General features: G+C 25.0%; 16 protein-coding genes and 1 pseudogene. 14 read left to right on the top strand and 3 right to left on the bottom strand.

Annotation, left to right across the window (positions count from 1 at the left end):
* Window positions 1-1,328 (top strand): annotated as a pseudogene (locus A6P36_RS08245) (dynamin family protein); the annotation flags it as partial.
* A gap of 46 nt (window positions 1,329-1,374) precedes the next feature.
* Here the strand turns inward: A6P36_RS08245 and A6P36_RS07300 are convergent.
* On the bottom strand, window positions 1,375-1,722 hold the full coding sequence (locus A6P36_RS07300) for an HIRAN domain-containing protein (RefSeq protein WP_066762706.1): 348 nt from the start codon (window positions 1,720-1,722) through the stop codon (window positions 1,375-1,377).
* 130 nt (window positions 1,723-1,852) lie between these two features.
* On the opposite strand from A6P36_RS07300, the gene prmA reads away from it, so the two are divergent.
* The 6 genes from prmA (at window position 1,853) to rpsU (ending at window position 6,772) form a co-directional block, all read left to right on the top strand.
* Complete coding sequence (gene prmA / locus A6P36_RS07295) at window positions 1,853-2,776, top strand: 50S ribosomal protein L11 methyltransferase (RefSeq protein WP_066762705.1); 924 nt, start codon at window positions 1,853-1,855, stop codon at window positions 2,774-2,776.
* Between the two features lie 31 nt (window positions 2,777-2,807).
* Window positions 2,808-3,548: an RsmE family RNA methyltransferase gene (locus tag A6P36_RS07290; RefSeq protein WP_066762703.1), complete on the top strand. Its 741-nt coding sequence runs from the start codon at window positions 2,808-2,810 to the stop codon at window positions 3,546-3,548.
* Between the two features lie 22 nt (window positions 3,549-3,570).
* On the top strand, window positions 3,571-4,878 hold the full coding sequence (gene mtaB / locus A6P36_RS07285; protein WP_066762701.1) for a tRNA (N(6)-L-threonylcarbamoyladenosine(37)-C(2))-methylthiotransferase MtaB: 1,308 nt from the start codon (window positions 3,571-3,573) through the stop codon (window positions 4,876-4,878).
* 14 nt (window positions 4,879-4,892) lie between these two features.
* A complete protein-coding gene (locus tag A6P36_RS07280; protein ID WP_066762697.1) occupies window positions 4,893-5,234 on the top strand; it encodes a histidine triad nucleotide-binding protein in 342 nt (113 codons plus the stop codon).
* Window positions 5,235-5,263: 29 nt separating this feature from the next.
* Window positions 5,264-6,391, top strand: coding sequence for a DUF4214 domain-containing protein (locus A6P36_RS07275; protein WP_066762715.1), 1,128 nt, complete (start codon window positions 5,264-5,266; stop codon window positions 6,389-6,391).
* A gap of 204 nt (window positions 6,392-6,595) precedes the next feature.
* A complete protein-coding gene (gene rpsU / locus A6P36_RS07270; RefSeq protein ID WP_005805980.1) occupies window positions 6,596-6,772 on the top strand; it encodes a 30S ribosomal protein S21 in 177 nt (58 codons plus the stop codon).
* Window positions 6,773-6,963: 191 nt separating this feature from the next.
* On the opposite strand, the gene A6P36_RS07265 is transcribed toward rpsU, so the two are convergent.
* Complete coding sequence (locus A6P36_RS07265; RefSeq protein WP_066762693.1) at window positions 6,964-8,427, bottom strand: aminotransferase class I/II-fold pyridoxal phosphate-dependent enzyme; 1,464 nt, start codon at window positions 8,425-8,427, stop codon at window positions 6,964-6,966.
* 174 nt (window positions 8,428-8,601) lie between these two features.
* Here A6P36_RS07265 and A6P36_RS07260 point away from each other — a divergent pair, with 174 nt between their 5' ends.
* From A6P36_RS07260 to A6P36_RS07230, 7 genes are all read left to right on the top strand, one after another.
* The gene (locus A6P36_RS07260; protein WP_066762684.1) at window positions 8,602-9,195 is read left to right on the top strand and encodes a 50S ribosomal protein L25; all 594 of its coding nucleotides are present in this window, start codon (window positions 8,602-8,604) and stop codon (window positions 9,193-9,195) included.
* 104 nt (window positions 9,196-9,299) lie between these two features.
* Window positions 9,300-11,033, top strand: a complete 1,734-nt coding sequence (locus A6P36_RS07255; RefSeq protein ID WP_082917661.1) for a phospho-sugar mutase — start codon at window positions 9,300-9,302, stop codon at window positions 11,031-11,033.
* 8 nt (window positions 11,034-11,041) lie between these two features.
* Window positions 11,042-12,127: a tetratricopeptide repeat protein gene (locus A6P36_RS07250; RefSeq protein ID WP_066762710.1), complete on the top strand. Its 1,086-nt coding sequence runs from the start codon at window positions 11,042-11,044 to the stop codon at window positions 12,125-12,127.
* Window positions 12,128-12,130: 3 nt separating this feature from the next.
* Window positions 12,131-12,877 carry a WecB/TagA/CpsF family glycosyltransferase gene (locus A6P36_RS07245; RefSeq protein ID WP_066762681.1) on the top strand — a complete coding sequence of 249 codons (747 nt, stop codon included), beginning with the start codon at window positions 12,131-12,133 and terminating at the stop codon, window positions 12,875-12,877.
* Complete coding sequence (locus tag A6P36_RS07240) at window positions 12,874-13,974, top strand: hypothetical protein (protein ID WP_066762678.1); 1,101 nt, start codon at window positions 12,874-12,876, stop codon at window positions 13,972-13,974. The genes A6P36_RS07245 and A6P36_RS07240 overlap by 4 nt, the downstream gene beginning before the upstream one ends.
* Before the next feature lie 16 nt (window positions 13,975-13,990).
* Window positions 13,991-15,151 carry a glycosyltransferase gene (locus A6P36_RS07235; protein ID WP_066762675.1) on the top strand — a complete coding sequence of 387 codons (1,161 nt, stop codon included), beginning with the start codon at window positions 13,991-13,993 and terminating at the stop codon, window positions 15,149-15,151.
* Entirely contained in the window at window positions 15,136-16,380 is a 1,245-nt protein-coding gene (locus tag A6P36_RS07230; RefSeq protein ID WP_066762672.1) for an O-antigen ligase family protein, read from the top strand. Before A6P36_RS07235 ends, A6P36_RS07230 begins: the two co-directional genes overlap by 16 nt.
* On the opposite strand, the gene pdaA is transcribed toward A6P36_RS07230, so the two are convergent.
* Window positions 16,366-17,172, bottom strand: a complete 807-nt coding sequence (gene pdaA, locus A6P36_RS07225) for a delta-lactam-biosynthetic de-N-acetylase (protein WP_066762670.1) — start codon at window positions 17,170-17,172, stop codon at window positions 16,366-16,368. The two genes, A6P36_RS07230 and pdaA, sit on opposite strands and share 15 nt — an antisense overlap.
* Window positions 17,173-17,193: the final 21 nt, after the last annotated feature.

Below are 17,193 nucleotides of genomic sequence, written 5' to 3'. Positions count from 1 at the left end.
GGTTATATGGTTCAAGATATACTGAAAAAATTGAAATTAATGGAATTGTTAGAAGTTTTAAATTAGAACCTGCTGAATATGCAGATAAACTTTTAGAAGAAAGTAGAATTGAAATTATTGAAAAAGAAATTTTAAATTGTATTTTTTCTAATTTTGCAGAAGAAAATTTAGAGCTTGCTATAGAAAAACTTATAAATATTAATAATGATATAATAAACAGTTTAGAAAATGATATAGCTGTTATTAATAATAAGTATAATTTATCTATTGAAAAATTTGAAAAAATCAAAAATAGGTTGACTGATCTTAAAAATAATTTTATAGAAGTGCTTGATATTCCAAAAATATCTCTTAATGTTTTGAAAAGTAGTATATCTGTTAAGCTTGATGAAATGTCTAGATATTTAGATAATATGGTTAGTGAAATGTTACCAATAAAAAATGTATTAGAGGCTGATACTAGGGAAGATTTACTTTATAAGATAAATGTTATTGAAAATAATATTAAAGAAAGTTTAAGTGTTACAATTAATAAAATTAATGATCATATTTATAATGAATCATTTAATACTCAAATTGAGATAAATAACAATTTGAATGAAGCTTTTAGAGAAATTGGAGATCAATTTAATAAATACATAAATGAACAGATAAAATTCAAGTTTCAAATTTATAATTTTGATGATATTTGCATGAGTAATATAAATTTCAATGAATTGAACATTACTGAGACGCAAAGTATGGTGAAAGAATCTGATGATTTTAATACTTCTACACTTAGCATAAGTATGGCAGCTACAAGCGTTGCAGGAAGTGCATTAGGTGGAATTATGGGAAGAACTTTACCAATTTTAGAGACTGCTATTGGAGCTGCTTTTGGTGCTGGGATTGGTTTGGCGTATTTATATGTTAAGAAAATAAAAAGTACAAAAATTAGAGAGAAAATTGTTTATTCAGTTGATGTTAAAGATTTTAAAGATATGTTTTTACAAACTATTCAAGAAGTTTTTGAGAATACAAAAATTGAAATATTTAATAATGTAGATTCTTTGATTGAAAAAAGTGTTCACAGCGTTGATAAACAACTTTCTAAATATGTAAAAAAACTTGATAATAAAATAGGAAGGCTTATAAAAAATACAAAAATTGATAAAGATAGAAAACGTAAAGAAGTTAAAAATATTGAGGTCTTGAAAAAAGAATTTGTTGATTTTGGATCTAAACTTGAAAATATAAAATTTAAAACTATATATATAGGAAATAAAAGTATAGAACTTAATAACCAAACATCAGAAGAACTTAAAAATGATAATATTTTAGTTATATAAATATTAAAAGCCACTTTTAAAAATTTTAAAGTGGCTTTTATCATTTTTAAAATAGATTGGAAAATGAAGATTTATAGATATCATTTAAAATATTTCGGCTTTCTAAATTCAATTTTAAAATAGAGATGTTGTTAACTATAAATTTAGTTTCCGCAAAAATCCCAACTTTAAACATATCGTAAATTCTACCAGCGCTAAAGCATCCGATAGGTAAAGTTCTAAAATTATTTATAACGTATCCTATTTTTCCAACTGATGGAACAACACAACTAATTGCTTCTGAATCATAATTGTTTTCTGGTTCTTTTAATAAAATTACTTCTTCACCTAAGTTTAAAATTCTTTTAGATTTATTGAAGCCAGTTTGTATTATGGCTGTGTAAATGTCATGCATTTTTCATCTCCATAAATTATTTCGTTTATATTATAGCACAGTTTTCTTTTTAAAGTTTATTTAATATGGAAATTTGTATAATTTAAATGATATAATTTTGTGAAATGTTATTGATTTATATGGGGGAAAAATGAAAAATACATATACAGAAATTAAAATTAAAGTTAGTGTAAATGATCTTGAAAAAATTGAAAACATATTTTATAGATTAGGAGTATTTCAATTATCAATTGAGGATCCACGAGATTTATTTGAAAAAAGTTATATAAATTTTGATACATATTTTGATGAAGATGAAATTTTTACAGAAGGAAGAAACGTTTGTATTGTCAAATATTATTTGAGTGATAAAGAAAACCCGATTGAATTTTTAAATATTTTAAATCAAATGATTTGTTCTGAAAAAATAAATTGTAAAATTGAAACTAGTGAAATATTTGAAGAAGATTGGGCTAATAATTGGAAAAAATATTATCATACTTTTAAAATTAATGATAAAATTGTAGTCAAGCCTGAATGGGAAAATTACAATTTAAAAAATGGTGAAATTTTAATTAATATTGATCCAGGAATGGCATTTGGAACTGGAACACATGAAACAACGAAACTGTGTATGCAATTAATTGACAAATACATGAAAAAAGATTCTTTTGTTTATGATGTGGGAACAGGTTCTGGAATTTTAGCTATATTATCATCAAAACTTGGAGCTAGAAAAGTTGTTGCTATTGATTTAGATAAAGTTTCTGTTAGTGCTGCAAAATATAATGTGAGTTTAAATAATCTTTCTAATATTGAGGTTTTAGAGGGAAATCTTTTAGATAAAGCTTCAGAAAAAGGAGATTTAATTGTTGCAAATATTATAGCGGAAGTAATTGTTGATTTAATTCCAGATATTGTTAAAATTTTAGATAGAGAAGGAATTTTTATAACATCAGGTATAATTGAAAGTAGAGTTGATTTAATAAAGAGTAAACTTTCTGAATATGGACTTGATATTTTTGATGAGGTAAATGAGAATGGATGGTTTGCTTTTGCTATAAAAAATAAGTAGAATATGGTATAATTTCTGTGGGGTAATTTTAATGCGTAAATTTTTTACAGATTTTGAATACGAAGAAGGAATTGAAACTCTAACAATTAGAGATGAAGAAGCAAAACATATTTTGAAAGTGTTACGTTTCAAAGTTGGAGACAGGTTTATTATAAGTAATTATAATGATCAAAGTTTTGAAAGTGAAATTATAAATGCTGATTTAAAATTTTGCGTTGTTAAATTGTTGAAACCAGTTGATATAACTAATAAAAGTAATATTAATATAACAATTTTTCAGGGTTATCCTAAATTTGATAAACTTGAACTTATTGTTCAGAAATTAACAGAGATTGGAGTAAGAGAAATAGTACCAGTTTTAACTAAACGTGTTAATGGTAAATTTGATGTGGGTAAATTTAAACTTGATAGATTAAATAGAATAGCTAAAGAAGCTTGCAAACAGTGTGGAATATCTAGTATTCCAACTATAAATGTACCAATAAAACTTGAAAATATAGATTTAAGAAGTTTAGATAAATATGATCTTATAATTGTTCCTTATGAAAAAGAAGAAATTAATCTTAAGACTGTTTTAAAAGACAAAATTAATGAAAACATAAAAAATATTGGTGTTTTTATAGGCCCAGAGGGAGGATTTGAAGATCAAGAAATTAAATATATACAGAGTTTGGGAGGAAAATCTGTAAGTTTAGGTAAAAGAATACTCCGTACAGAAACAGCATCTATATTTATTTCATCTGTACTTCAATATGAATTTGGAGATAAATAATTTAGTTTAAGAGGAATAGAAGATGAAAGTTGCAATATTTACATTAGGTTGTAGGGTAAATATTTATGATACAGAAATTATGATATCTGCATTGAAGAAAAATGGATTTCAAGTTGTGTCTTCAGATGAATTTGCAGATGTTTATTGTATTAACACATGTACAGTAACTAACAATAGTGATAAAAAATCTCGACAGTTTATTTCTAGGTGCAAGAAAAGTAATCCAGAAGCTATTATTGCTATGGTAGGTTGTTATCCTCAAGTTTCTAAAGAAGAGGTTTCAAATATACAAGATGTTGATATTATTTTAGGAAATAGATTTAAAAATCAGTTGCCTTATTACATAAATTTATTTGTTGAGAAACGTGAAAAAGTTGTTAAGATAGATGAGAATATTTTGAAAAATGTTAGCTTTGAAGATGGAAGTTTAGAAAATTTACAAGAGAGACATAGAGCTTTTATTAAAATTCAAGATGGATGTAATAAATTTTGTACATATTGTATAATTCCATTTGCACGTGGAGGGGTTTGTAGTAAAGAACCAAGAAAGGTTTTTGATGAAGTAAAATCTCTTGTTTCAAATGGATATAAAGAAGTTATTTTAACGGGAATAAATACTACGTCATATGGAGATGACTTAGGAATTGAAATTAATTTAGTTGATTTAATAGAAATGTTAGATCCAATAAAAGGACTTGAAAGAATAAGACTTGGATCTGTTGATCCTGAATTTTTTGACATTGAAATTATTAGAAGGCTAAAAAATGTAAAAAAACTTATGCCTCATTTTCATTTATCATTGCAGAGTGGATGTGATGAAACTTTAAAAAGAATGAGAAGAAAGTATGATACAGCTAAATATGAAGAAGTTGTAAATCAACTTAGAGAATTAATTGATGATGTGAGTATAACTACAGATATTATTGTAGGATTTCCAGGAGAGACGGAGAATGAATTTTTAGAGACTGTAGAATTTTTAAAGAAGATAAAATTACAGGACATGCATGTTTTTAAGTATAGTAAAAGAACAGGTACAAAAGCAGCTTTGATGGATTTTCAAATAGATGGTTCTGTTAAAGATGAAAGAAGTAAAATAATTTTGAGTATTAATGCTTTAAATAAAGTTGATTTTATGAAAAAATATTTAGGAAAAGTTGTTGATGTACTTTATTGCACTGTTGCTTCAGATGGAAAAGGTATGTATGGATATACCAATAATTATATAAAAGTTTATTTGGATTCTACAAATAAAGAATATTTAGGTCAAATAGTACCTACCTTAATAAAAAATTTTAATGAAGAATTTCTTATTGGACAAGCAGTCGTATAAGGAGGAATAAGTAAATGGAGTGTATTTTTTGTAAAATAGTTCAAGGTGAAGTTCCTTGTACAGTTGTATATGAGGATGAATATGTAATTGGGTTTGAAGATATTTATCCATCTGCAACTAATCATATAATTGTTATTCCTAAATTGCATGTTGAAGATTTAAATGGTCTTAATGATAGTAATATTGATTATGTAAAACACGTTTTCTTAGCTATAACAAAAATAGTAAAGGCTCTTAAAATTGATCAGACTGGTTATAGAGTTGTAAATAATTGTGGAGCACATGCTTTTCAATCTGTAAAGCATATACATTTTCATATTGTTGGTGGACAAGAACTTACACCTACATTTTGCTAATAGTTATTTTTATTAAGAAAGGATTTAGTATGAAAAAAAATATTAAGAAAATTGTTCTTGGTAGTTTGTTATCGTTGTCGTTGTGTTTGGGTGGTTTTTCTGCTTATGCTGAAACTAAGGAAGAATATTTGGATAGTTTTTTAGATAGTGTTTACAGTATTATGCTTAATAGAGAAGCAGATGAAGAAGGTAAATCATATTGGAGTGGAAAAATATTAAGTGGAGATATAGGAATTTTAGATTTCCTAAATCAAATATTAAGTCAGGAAGAGTTTGCGAGTTTAAGTATTTCATCTGAAGATTTTATAACTAAGAATTACAATCTTTTAATAAATAGAGAACCAGATGAAGATGGATTTAATTATTGGATGAGTAAGTTAGGAGAAAACAGCACTAAAGAACAACAACTTAATTTAATAAATCAAATGGCTCATAGTGAAGAATTTATTGGCAAAATAAATGAAATGGGAATAGTTTTTAAGATATATGAGGAAGAAAAACCAGTAGTTGTTCCGGAACAACTTAGTGATATTGATATTTTTATAAGAGATGCGTATGAACATATTTTAGGACGTCAGTATGATCAAGAAGGTTTTAATTATTGGAAAGGACAATTAACATCTCAAGATAAAGGTGCTATTGATTTGATTAATCAATTTATATCTCTTGATGAGTTTAAAGCTAGAAATTTAACAGATCAGCAATTTATAGGAGTAATGTATGAGGTGTTGTTTAATAGAACAGCTGATCAAGATGGATTAAATTATTGGAATTCAATTTATCAAAAAGATAAATCTTCAAATAGAATGGCAAATATTGTATTAAATATTGCTGATAATACAGAATTTTTATCAAGAATTAAAAACATGAATGTAATTTTTAAAAAGGTAGATTTGAATTTATTTTATTCAGAGCTTTTGACTACAAAAAATAATATTAGATCAATAACATCAAATCAACTTTCAGAAATAAAAATGGGAATGACTTTTTTTGATATAATAGTTAAGCTTGGTAGAACTAAAAATGTTTCTAGTGTTAATGGGGTTAACATTGCTAAGTATACTGTAGATGGTTCAAAAGAAATGTATTTTATATTTTCTGATCCTTCATCGACTTATAAATTTGATCCGATGGAAGTTTTAAAAGCACAAAAATAATTTTAAAAAATGTAATAATTAGTTCAAAAAAAGTACATAATTAATTGTGAGATAGTTTTAAAAAAATATAATTAAATAGCTTTAAAGTATAGAATTTTTCTATATTGACATAAAAAATTATTTATTGTATAATTCTAGATGAAATCGCTGACCCATATAGAGTATAAAGTTTGTATTTTGTACTAGCGGAGGGAGGGAAAATATATGTCTGAAATAAAGGTTGGAGAAAATGAATCTTTAGAGAGTGCTTTGAAAAGATTTAAGAGAAAGTGTGCACGAGCTGGAGTTTTATCTGAGGTTAAAAAGAGAGAACATTACGTTAAACCAAGTGTTAAGAGAAAGAAAAAATCTGAAGCTGCAAGAAAGCGAAAATTTAAATAGCGTATGATTAATATAGAGGAATAGCAGGATCAATTACTGTTATATTTTATGGTGATTTACACCTTCCTCGACAGCTACGAATTAAGTTATAAATATTAGTTTTGAATTATTGATTAATAGTTTTGTTGGGTAAGTGATTATGTATTAACATATTTATGGAAAAATTTAGAGTCACAGATTTCTGTGACTCTTTAATTTTGTTCAATTATTTTTATATTTTCAATTTTTGGATCTTCAGTTCCTTGAACAAATAAACCAATAGATTTTATATATTCAATATAGTCTATTATTTCTTGTGTTATCATTTCGCCAGGACAGAGAATCGGAATTCCTGGTGGATATGCTAATAAAAATTCTCCGCTTATTTTGTTAGCACTTTGTTTTAATGGAATTGATTTTTTTTGTGCTTGAAATGCTTTTCTAGGAGAATAAATTTGTTCAGGAATTTTAGGCAAAACAAGTGAAAAATTTTTGAGAGTCTTACCTTTGGTAGTTTCACTTATTTCTTTAAGTGCATTTATTAATGAATCTATACTTTCTTTTGTATCCCCAAACGATCCTACTGCAAGTCCATTATAAGCATCTGCCATTTCTAATTGTACATGATATTTTGTTGATAAAATATTTTCTAAATCATAACCGCTAATTCCAAGTTTTCTGCAATTAATTGTTATTTTTGTTGGGTCGAAAGCGAAAAATCCCTTTCCATTGTTTAATTCTTCTCCAAAACAATATAAATAATCTATTTTATTTATTTCATTTCTAGCGTAATTTGAAAGTTCTATTGATTTTTCTATCAAATTTTCACCATTTAAAGCTAATTGTTTTCTTGTACAGTCTAATGAAGCTAAAATTATATATGAAGGAGAGGTTGTTTGAAGTAAATTTAAAACTTGACGAACTCTACTCGGTTCAATATATTTTGATTTTACATGTAATAGAGAACCTTGTGTAAGTGAACTTGTTATTTTATGTGTGCTTTGTGCACATATATCTGCACCTGCGTCCATTGCACAAATAGGAAGTTTTTTATTGAAAATTAAATGAGGTCCATGAGCTTCATCAACTAATAGTGGAATGTTGTAAGAATGAACTACATTTGCAATATTTTTAATATCTGTTGATACTCCATAATAAGTTGGATTTATTATTAAGACAGCTTTAACATCAGGATTATTTTTTAGAGATGTTTCTATAGTTTCTAATGAAATTCCATGCGAAATAGATAAAAACTCATCAATATCTGGTTCCATATAAATTGGAATTGCACCACTTAAAATAATCCCAGCCGTTATTGATTTATGTACATTTCTAGGTATTAAAATCTTATCCCCTTCAGAAACTGCTGACATTATCATTGCTTGAATTGCAATTGTTGTACCATTAATACACAAAAAAGAATAGTCGGAATTATATGCATCTGCAATTAATTCTTCAGCTTCTTTTATAGATGAAGTTGGATGGTGCAAACTATCAACTGATTTAAAAACAGTAACATCTATTTTAAAAGCATTTTCTCCAATAAAATTTTTAAAATCATCTGGAATGCCAATTCCTTTTTTGTGTCCAGGAACGTGAAAAGGAATTGTATTGTTATTTACATATTTCATTAACGAATCAAAAATTGGTGTTTTGTTTTGATCTAATTTGTACAAATATTACAACATCCTTTCAAAAAATATTTCTTATTTCCAAATCTATATAATAACACAAACTAAAATTTCTACAATATTTAAAATAACACTTATTAAAAAATTTTTATAGGGTGTAAAAAAATGTATAAGAAATATTTAAAAGTGTGATAATACAGACAAGGGAGTTGATGATTAATGATAAATGCTATAATAAATAGAGAAACAACAAAAGGATCAACTAAAAGATTAAGAAGAGAAGGTAAAGTTGTTGGAAATATTTATGGAATAGATGTTTCTCCAACTAGAATAATTTTGGACGAAAAAGAGGTTAAAAAATTAATATCTAATGGGGGAAATCATAATACAATTGAGATAAATGTTGAAGGCAAAAAATATAATGCTATAGTTAAAGAAATACAGAAATGTCATGCTAGTAATAGTATTTTACATATAGATTTGGAATGCTTTAATGGAGATAAAATTATTAATGCAGAAATTCCAGTTCATTATGTAAATGAATTTATAGCTTCAAAGAATGGTGCGGTTATACAAAAAGAAAAGAGTAGCATAAAAGTTAGATGCAAAGCTAGTAAGATTCCTGATCATATAGATTTAGTTATTAAAGAACAAATGTTAGGTCATGCTATAAGAATTTCTGATATGGAAATCGGAGATGAAATTACAATCTTGGATAGTTTGGAATCTGTTGTTGCTTCAATAAATTTTGCTAAAAATACAGTAGAGGAAGTTCCGCAAGAAGATGTAAAAACTGAACCAGAAATTAGTTGATGTGATTTTATTAACAGTACAAATATAAGGTATTTGTACTGTTTTATTTATATATTTGTAGTATAATCTCTTTGTAAAATTATTTTCTTGATGAGGTGGCAATTGTGTATAAAGATTTAATTGATAAATGGTTGTCTTCAGAAAAAATAGATGAAGATTTTAAAAAAGAGATATACGATTTGGATGAAAAAGAATTAGAAGATAGATTTTATAAAGAATTAGAATTTGGTACTGGTGGACTTAGAGGGATTATAGGTTCAGGTGTTAATAGAGTAAATATTTATACAATTGGTAAAGTTACTCAAGGTTATGCAAGTTTTTTAAAGAGTAACTTTAAAAATGAAGAAATAAGTGTTGCTATAGCTTATGACTCAAGAATAAAATCAGATGAATTTGCCAAAAGAGCAGCGCTTATTTTTGCGGCAAATAATATAAAAGTTTATTTATATGAAAGTTTACGACCTACACCAATGCTTTCTTTTGCATTAAGAGAATTGAAATGTAAGGGAGGAGTTGTTATAACTGCTTCTCATAATCCTAAAGAATATAGCGGATATAAGGTATATGGTGAGGATGGTGGTCAACTAACAGATGATTTAGCTAAAAAAGTATATAGTTATATTTGTGATGTTAATATTTTTGATGATATTAAGATTGTAGATGAAAAGGTTGCGCTTGAATCTTCAAAACTTGAATATATTGGTGAAAAAATAGACAATATTTATATAGAAAAAGTTAAAGACTTAGTAATTAGAAAAGATTTAGTAAGAGATAATTCAAAGGATTTAAAAATAGTTTATACACCATTGCATGGTAGTGGATATATGCCTGTAACAAGAGTATTAAATGAGTTAGGATATGATAATTTAAAAATTGTTGAAGAACAAAAAAGTCCTGATGGTAATTTTACTACTGTTCCATATCCTAATCCAGAGTTAGAAGAAGTATTTGATTTAGCTATTAAGTTTGCAGAAGTTAATGATTCGGATATAATTTTTGCAACTGATCCAGATTGTGACAGAGTTGGTGTTGTTGTTAAGGATAAAAATGATAAATATAAACTTTTAACAGGAAATCAAATTGGTATTTTGTTATCTGAGTATATATTGATGTCACTTAGTGAAAAAAATCAGTTAGATAACAACGGAACTATTATTAAAACTATTGTTAGTACTGATGTTGTTAAAGATATATGTGATAAATATAATGTTGAACTTTTAGAAGTTTTAACTGGATTTAAATATATAGGTGAAAAAATAAAAGAATTCGAAGAGAATGGTAACCAAAAGTATATTTTTGGATTTGAAGAAAGTTATGGTTATTTAATGGGAACTTTCGTAAGAGATAAAGATGCAGTTATAGCAGTTAATATTATATCTGAGATGGCTTTGTATTATAAGAAAATAGGAAAAACGTTAAATTGTGCTTTAGAAGATTTGTATAAAAAATATGGTTTTTCTTCTGAAGAACTTATTTCCATAGAGCTTAAGGGTAAAGAAGGTCAGGATAAAATTTCAAGATGTTTGGAAACGTTAAGGAACATGGACAAAATACAAATAGAAGGTATGGAGATTTATAAAATTCAAGATTATAAGCTCAGTATTGAGAAAGATTTATCAAATGGAAATGTAGAAAAAATATCATTACCAATTTCTAATGTTTTTAAAGTTATATTTAAAGATAAAAGTTGGTTTGCAGTTAGACCATCAGGGACGGAACCTAAAATGAAGATTTATTTATCTGTTATAGGTATTGATGAAAAATCTTTAAGTTTGAATATGAATCAGTTTAAAGAAAACGTTCTAGATTTAATAGAAAAATGTATGAATCAAAATTAGGAGAATTTATGAATTATAGTGTAAATGATAGACTTTCAAAATTGATATTTATTGAATTAAAAGATTTAACAGTACTTAAAAAAATTAATTCAAATTTATATAAAAAGCTAGAGGGAAAAGAAGTTCTTTTCCCTGTAGATTTAAAAATGGTTACAGATAAAGAAAATCCTAAAAGAAGTGATCTTACAATGGATAAGTTTTTTGTAGGGATGCTTTTATGTATTGGTGGTAATGAAGAATTTATTTATAACGTTTATTATGAAGAAATAATTTTAGATTTTGACAGCAGTCAGGAATTTTATAAAGGATATATTTATTCACTTATACAAAAAAATGAGTTATTTGAAGCGTACATAATGCTTAAGGGACTATCAAAAATTTATTTTAATGACGAGTATAAAGAAAAATTGATAGTAGTTTTATTTAATTTAAAAGACAAAAGTGATTTTTTAAATTACGAATTTAAATTACAAATTGAAGATGCGATTAAAAATTATAGAAATTTTAATAAAGCGTATTTGTATAAATCCATGATGGAACGAGATGATGGAAATTATATTTTAGCGTTAGAAAGTATAGATACGTACATTAAAAAATCTAATGATGGTGAAAATGAGGAAATTAAAAATTATAGGAAGCAACTTATAAGTTATAAAAATTATGAAGATGGTAAAGAAAAAATATATTCTTCTCCTAAAGAGGCTTTGGAAAAGTTAATTCCATTGACTGATATTTTTAATAATGATGCATTGCTTTATTATTATATTGCTATAGCTTGTAGAAAATTGGAAATGTATGAACAGGCGATTTATTATTTAGAATGTTCTAGGAAAATTGATATTGATATTGTTGAAGTAGTAAATGAAATTGGTTTAAATTACGCAAGTTTAAATATGTATGATAAAGCTATAAATTATTTTGAAACTGTTTTTAAAGTTACGAATGCAGTAGAAGTATGTACAAATATAATAATGTGTTATTTTAAGCTAAATGAAATTGAAAAGATGAATAAGTATTTTAATATAGCGAGAAGTATAAATAAAGATGATGAAGTATTGAAAGAATTGGAAAATTTTATCCTTGGAATGAGGTAAAATATGTATGTAGATTTAACCGGATATAAAATATATGTTGGAAGCAAGAAAGATTTAGTATTAAAGCTACAAAAATACCTAATTGATCAAGAGTGTTTTGATAAATTAAATATAGTTTCTGGAAATCCAGAAGTTTTATTAAATGGAATAGAAAATAAAGAATTGAATGGATTTTTCAAAAGGGAAGATAGTTTAATAATACCAGATGGTGTGGGTGTTATTGTGTTGTTAAAAATTTTTAAAAAATATGTTACAGAAAAAATTGCAGGTATTGAGATAATGGAAGAAGTTCTGAAAATTTTAAATAATAGTTTTTCGAGTGCATATTTTTTAGGGGCAACGTCTGAAAATTTGAAACTTGCAATTAAAAATATAAAGAAAGCATATCCTCAAATTAAAATTGAAGGTTTTCATGATGGATATTTTAATGAGGAAGAATTGACTAAAATTATAGAAGATATAAAGAAGAGTAAGCCAAAAGTATTATTTATTGCTATGGGAAGCCCTAAACAAGATATTTTTATAAGCAAGTATATGGATGAGTTGGATTGCAAAATTTTTATGGGTGTTGGTGGAAGTTTTGATTTATATTCTGGAAAAGTTAAAAGAGCACCTAAATTTATGATAAATTTGGGTTTAGAATGGTTGTATAGAGTTTTAAATGAACCATTTAGGATAAAGAGATTAGTAAGTATACCTAAATTTATTTTTAAGAGTATTGATTATCATTTTAAGGATAGATGTAAATGACCAATATTTTATTTGTTTCATGTTATTCAACAGATATAAATAATTCTGCAAGTATAGAATTAATTTATTATATAAATTTATTAGCTAAAAGTGGTAAGTTTAATGTTCATCTTTTAACTATGGATTTTCCTAATAACACTATTTATTATGATTCAGAGATTTCAAAATTTGTACATAAAAATGTTGTAGTACATAGAGTTAAAGGCGGTATTATTCTTGATAGAATGTTACCAAGAGTGTCTTTTAATAGTGATAAAAAGGAATTTAAAAATTATAAATCTATTTTGATAAAAGTTAAAAATATTGTGACTATGGTTGATCCATATATTTCATGGACGTATAAAGCTTTTAAATATTTTAAAGAAAATTTAAAGGATATAAAATTTGATATTATATTAGGAATGCATGAACCACCATCCAGTTTAATTTGTAGTTATAAAATAAAAGATTTTATAAAAAAAAAATATGGTATAAATTCAAATAATATGGAATTAATTCATAGGTGTTTTGATAAAGAAATTTACAAAAATTGTGATAAAAGTTATCCAATAGAATTTTCAAAAAGTAAAATAAATTTGTTGCACGCTGGAGATATTGTGAGTGGAATGAGAGATGTAACAAATTTTATTAAGGCTTTAGATTGCATAAATCAAAATTATAATGAAAAATTTAAAAAATTAAATATAAATTTCTATGGTAATATAAATGATTTTAATCAGGAAAAATTAGTTAAAAGTAAAGATTATATTTGTTTTAAACATAGGGTTTCATATTCTAAAATTATTAATTTTATGATTAATTCTGATGTTCTTATTATATTTGCAAATAAAGAGTTTAAACAAATACCAGCTAAAATATATGACTATATGGGGACTAATTCGTATATTTTGATTATTTTTGAGAGTTATGAAGATCCATTATATAAGTTGGTTAAAAACATTGAAGGAGTAATATGTGTTTTAAATAATTGTGATGACATTGTTATAATGTTGATGAATTTGATAGATAGTTTTAATGTAAATAGCTATTTTGATAGAAGTAATTTTAATAATAATGAAGATATTTATAAAAAATTAGAAAATGTTTTTTATAAGTAATTATAAGGAGTTACATATGCATGTTGTAATAGTTCCATCGTGGTATTCAAATGAAAAAAATGCTGTTTTAGGTAGTTTTTTCAAAGAACAGGCTATAGCTTTGAAAGAATCAGGAATAGATATCACTGTTTGTTATAATGAGATTTTTCCAATTTATAGTTATGATAAACTTAAAAACATATTTATTAATAAAATTACTCGAAATATTGAAGATGGATTAGATACATATAGATATAGAGATTTTAATTATTTATTACATAGTCATAAAAGATTTTTATTATTTAGTAGACGTATTAAAAGATTAATAGATAAGGTTTTAGAAGATAAAGGGAAAATAGATTTAATTCATTTTCATTCCTGTTTTTGGGCAGGAGTGTGTGCACCATATATAAAAAATACATTTAAAATACCATACATTATAACAGAACATACAAGTATATATAACTCCAAAAAAATTAAAAAAAGTTATATGGATTATATTTATAATGCATATAAGAATGCTGATGCCTTGATAAGTGTAAGTAATTCTTTAAAATGTGAAATGTTAGAAATTTTAAATAGAGATATAACTGTTATACATAATTTTATAGATGGACAAAAATTTAATATTATTCAAGAAAATACTGATAATTTAAAGAAGAAATTTAATTTTTTTTCGTTAGCATTTTTGGTTGATGGTAAAGGATTTGAAACCTTAATAAGTGCTTGTGAGATTCTTGTAAGTAAGGGTTATGATTTTTTGTTAGAAATAGGTGGAGATGGCTATTTAAGAAAAAAATTAGAAGAGAATGTGCGAGATAAAAATTTAAGTAATAATATTATTTTTTTGGGTTTGTTAACACGAGAGCAGGTAATATTGAAGATGAATCAATGTGATGCTTTTATATTGGCATCTTGTTATGAAACTTTTGGAGTTGTTTATATAGAAGCTCTTGCTTGTGGTAAACCTGTTATTGCTGTTAAAAATGGGGGAGCTGAAGAAATTATAAATGAAAAAGTCGGTATTTTAGTAGATAAATGTGATTATTTTAAAATTGCTGATGCTATGGAAAAAATGATTTGTAATATTAAATATTATGGTAAAGAATACATTAGGAAATATTTTTTAGATAATTTTGAGAAGCATATTATTATAGCAAAACTAAAGGACGTGTATAAAAATTGTTTAAACATCTAAAGTTAGATTTTATGAAATATATATTGACATCTGACAAAAAAATAAATTTTAATATGATTAAATTTTACATAGTAATTTTGTATTTGATTTTTAATTTTTCTTATATAAGTATATTTGGTGAATTTACATTTTTAGTTAGCTTATTTAATTATTTATTTTATATGATTTTTATTTGTATATTTATGTATGAAGTTTTTAGTAATAGATATGAAGTGGATTTTTATACAATGTTACTTATTATGTTTTTAATATCCACGTGCATTACTATGTATTTGAATTCTTATAGTACATATGAGTATATTAATGAAATAAAATTTATAATTTTAGGGTTATTTCAATTTTTCATTTTTTTTAATGTGTTTGATAACAATATTTATATTAAATTGAAAATACTATCTTCTGTTATACTGTTTGTATGTTTTATATCGCATATATTCAGTATAATAATTTACATATTTAAGATTAGATTTGTTTTTAATAAAGTTTATGGAATTCATTATAATGGATCATTTACAGGTATATATGATAATGAAAATATTTTAGGAATAATTTGTTTTATTGGTATAGTTTTTTCGTTTATTTTTTTAAATTATTATAAAGAAATTATATTTAAACAAATAGCTATAATTAATATTATATTATCAGTTATAATGCTATTTTTAGTTAATGCTCGTAGTGCAGTAATTGCTTTTTTAGTATTTTGTTTTTTATTTACGGCAATTATGTTAAAAAAAAGATGGATAATTGTAAGTTTTATATTATTTTTGATTTCTGTGTATTTGATATTTTTCAATAGAGATATTTTGGTAAAATTGTTAAATGGTAGATATGAAATTTGGGAGCAAGTGTTTTATGTTATTAAAGATAATATATTTTTTGGATATTCAAAAACAGATTCAATAAATGTATTGCTTGATAGTACTATTAGATTTTTATCTGGAGCTAAGGAAGGCGGAACACATAATACGTTTTTAGATGTACTTTTGTCTTATGGATTTGTGGCATTTAGTTTATTTGGTGTGTTTATTACCAGTTATATTATAAAAACTTATAAAATCTTAATAGAAAATATAAATAATTATAATTATATAGTTTTATATTCAGCAATTTTGAGTTTTTTATTTATAGGGATGTTTGAATCTGTTTTGATATATACTCCAAGTTTAATTGGTATTATATTTTGGATGATTTTAGGATATGTTAAAAATAAAAAATTAGAAGTCTGTTAGAGGTCTGAATTCATATCCTTGAGATTTTAAAGTTGATAAAATATTATCTAATATTTCAGCGTTTGTTTTTGAAACGGCATGAAGTAATATTATTGCTCCGTTATGAATTCTGCTAAGTATAGTATTTTCTGCTTTTTCTTTTAAAGGCTGATTTTTCACATCAAAGTCCTTATATGCTAAGCTCCAAAATATGCTTTTGTATCCTAAATCATTAGTAAGTTTTAATGAAAATTCACTAAATTTCCCCATTGGTGGTCTGAAATATTTTGGCATATCTGTGTTAGTTATTTTTTTAAATTCTTCTTCTACTTCTATAAATTCTTTGTTAAATTTATCTATATTTGTAACTTTTGCCATGGATGGATGATTTGATGAATGGTTACATACGAGATGACCTTCATTTACCATTCTTAATATTAAGTCTTTATTTGTTTTTATGTATGGTTTTACAACAAAAAATGCAGCTGGTACTTCGTGTTTTTTTAGTATATCAAGTATTTGAGAAGTATATCCGTTTTCGTATCCTTCATCAAAGGTTAGATATAGAAATTTTTTTTCTGTATTTCCTATATAATGTGCAGAAAAATTTTGAAACATGGGAACTGCATTTTTATTAGGTTCTGGAGGCAAATTATTTTTGTTTGGTACTATATACCAATCTATTTCTTTAGTATTTAAGTTATGATTTGTAGATACTTGTGTGTAGTTTTTTAATTCGGTATCTTTACATATGTAAGTTGATGAAATTAAATTTGTAAATAAAAGAAAGAATAAAATGATAGCTTTATTCAAAATAAATCCTCCTTGATAATT

The sequence above is a fragment of the Candidatus Arthromitus sp. SFB-turkey genome (assembly GCF_001655775.1).
Lineage (GTDB): Bacteria > Bacillota > Clostridia > Clostridiales > Clostridiaceae > Dwaynesavagella > Dwaynesavagella gallinarum.
Note: the sequence above shows the minus strand (reverse complement) of the source record. Positions and strands in the feature narration are given on the sequence as shown.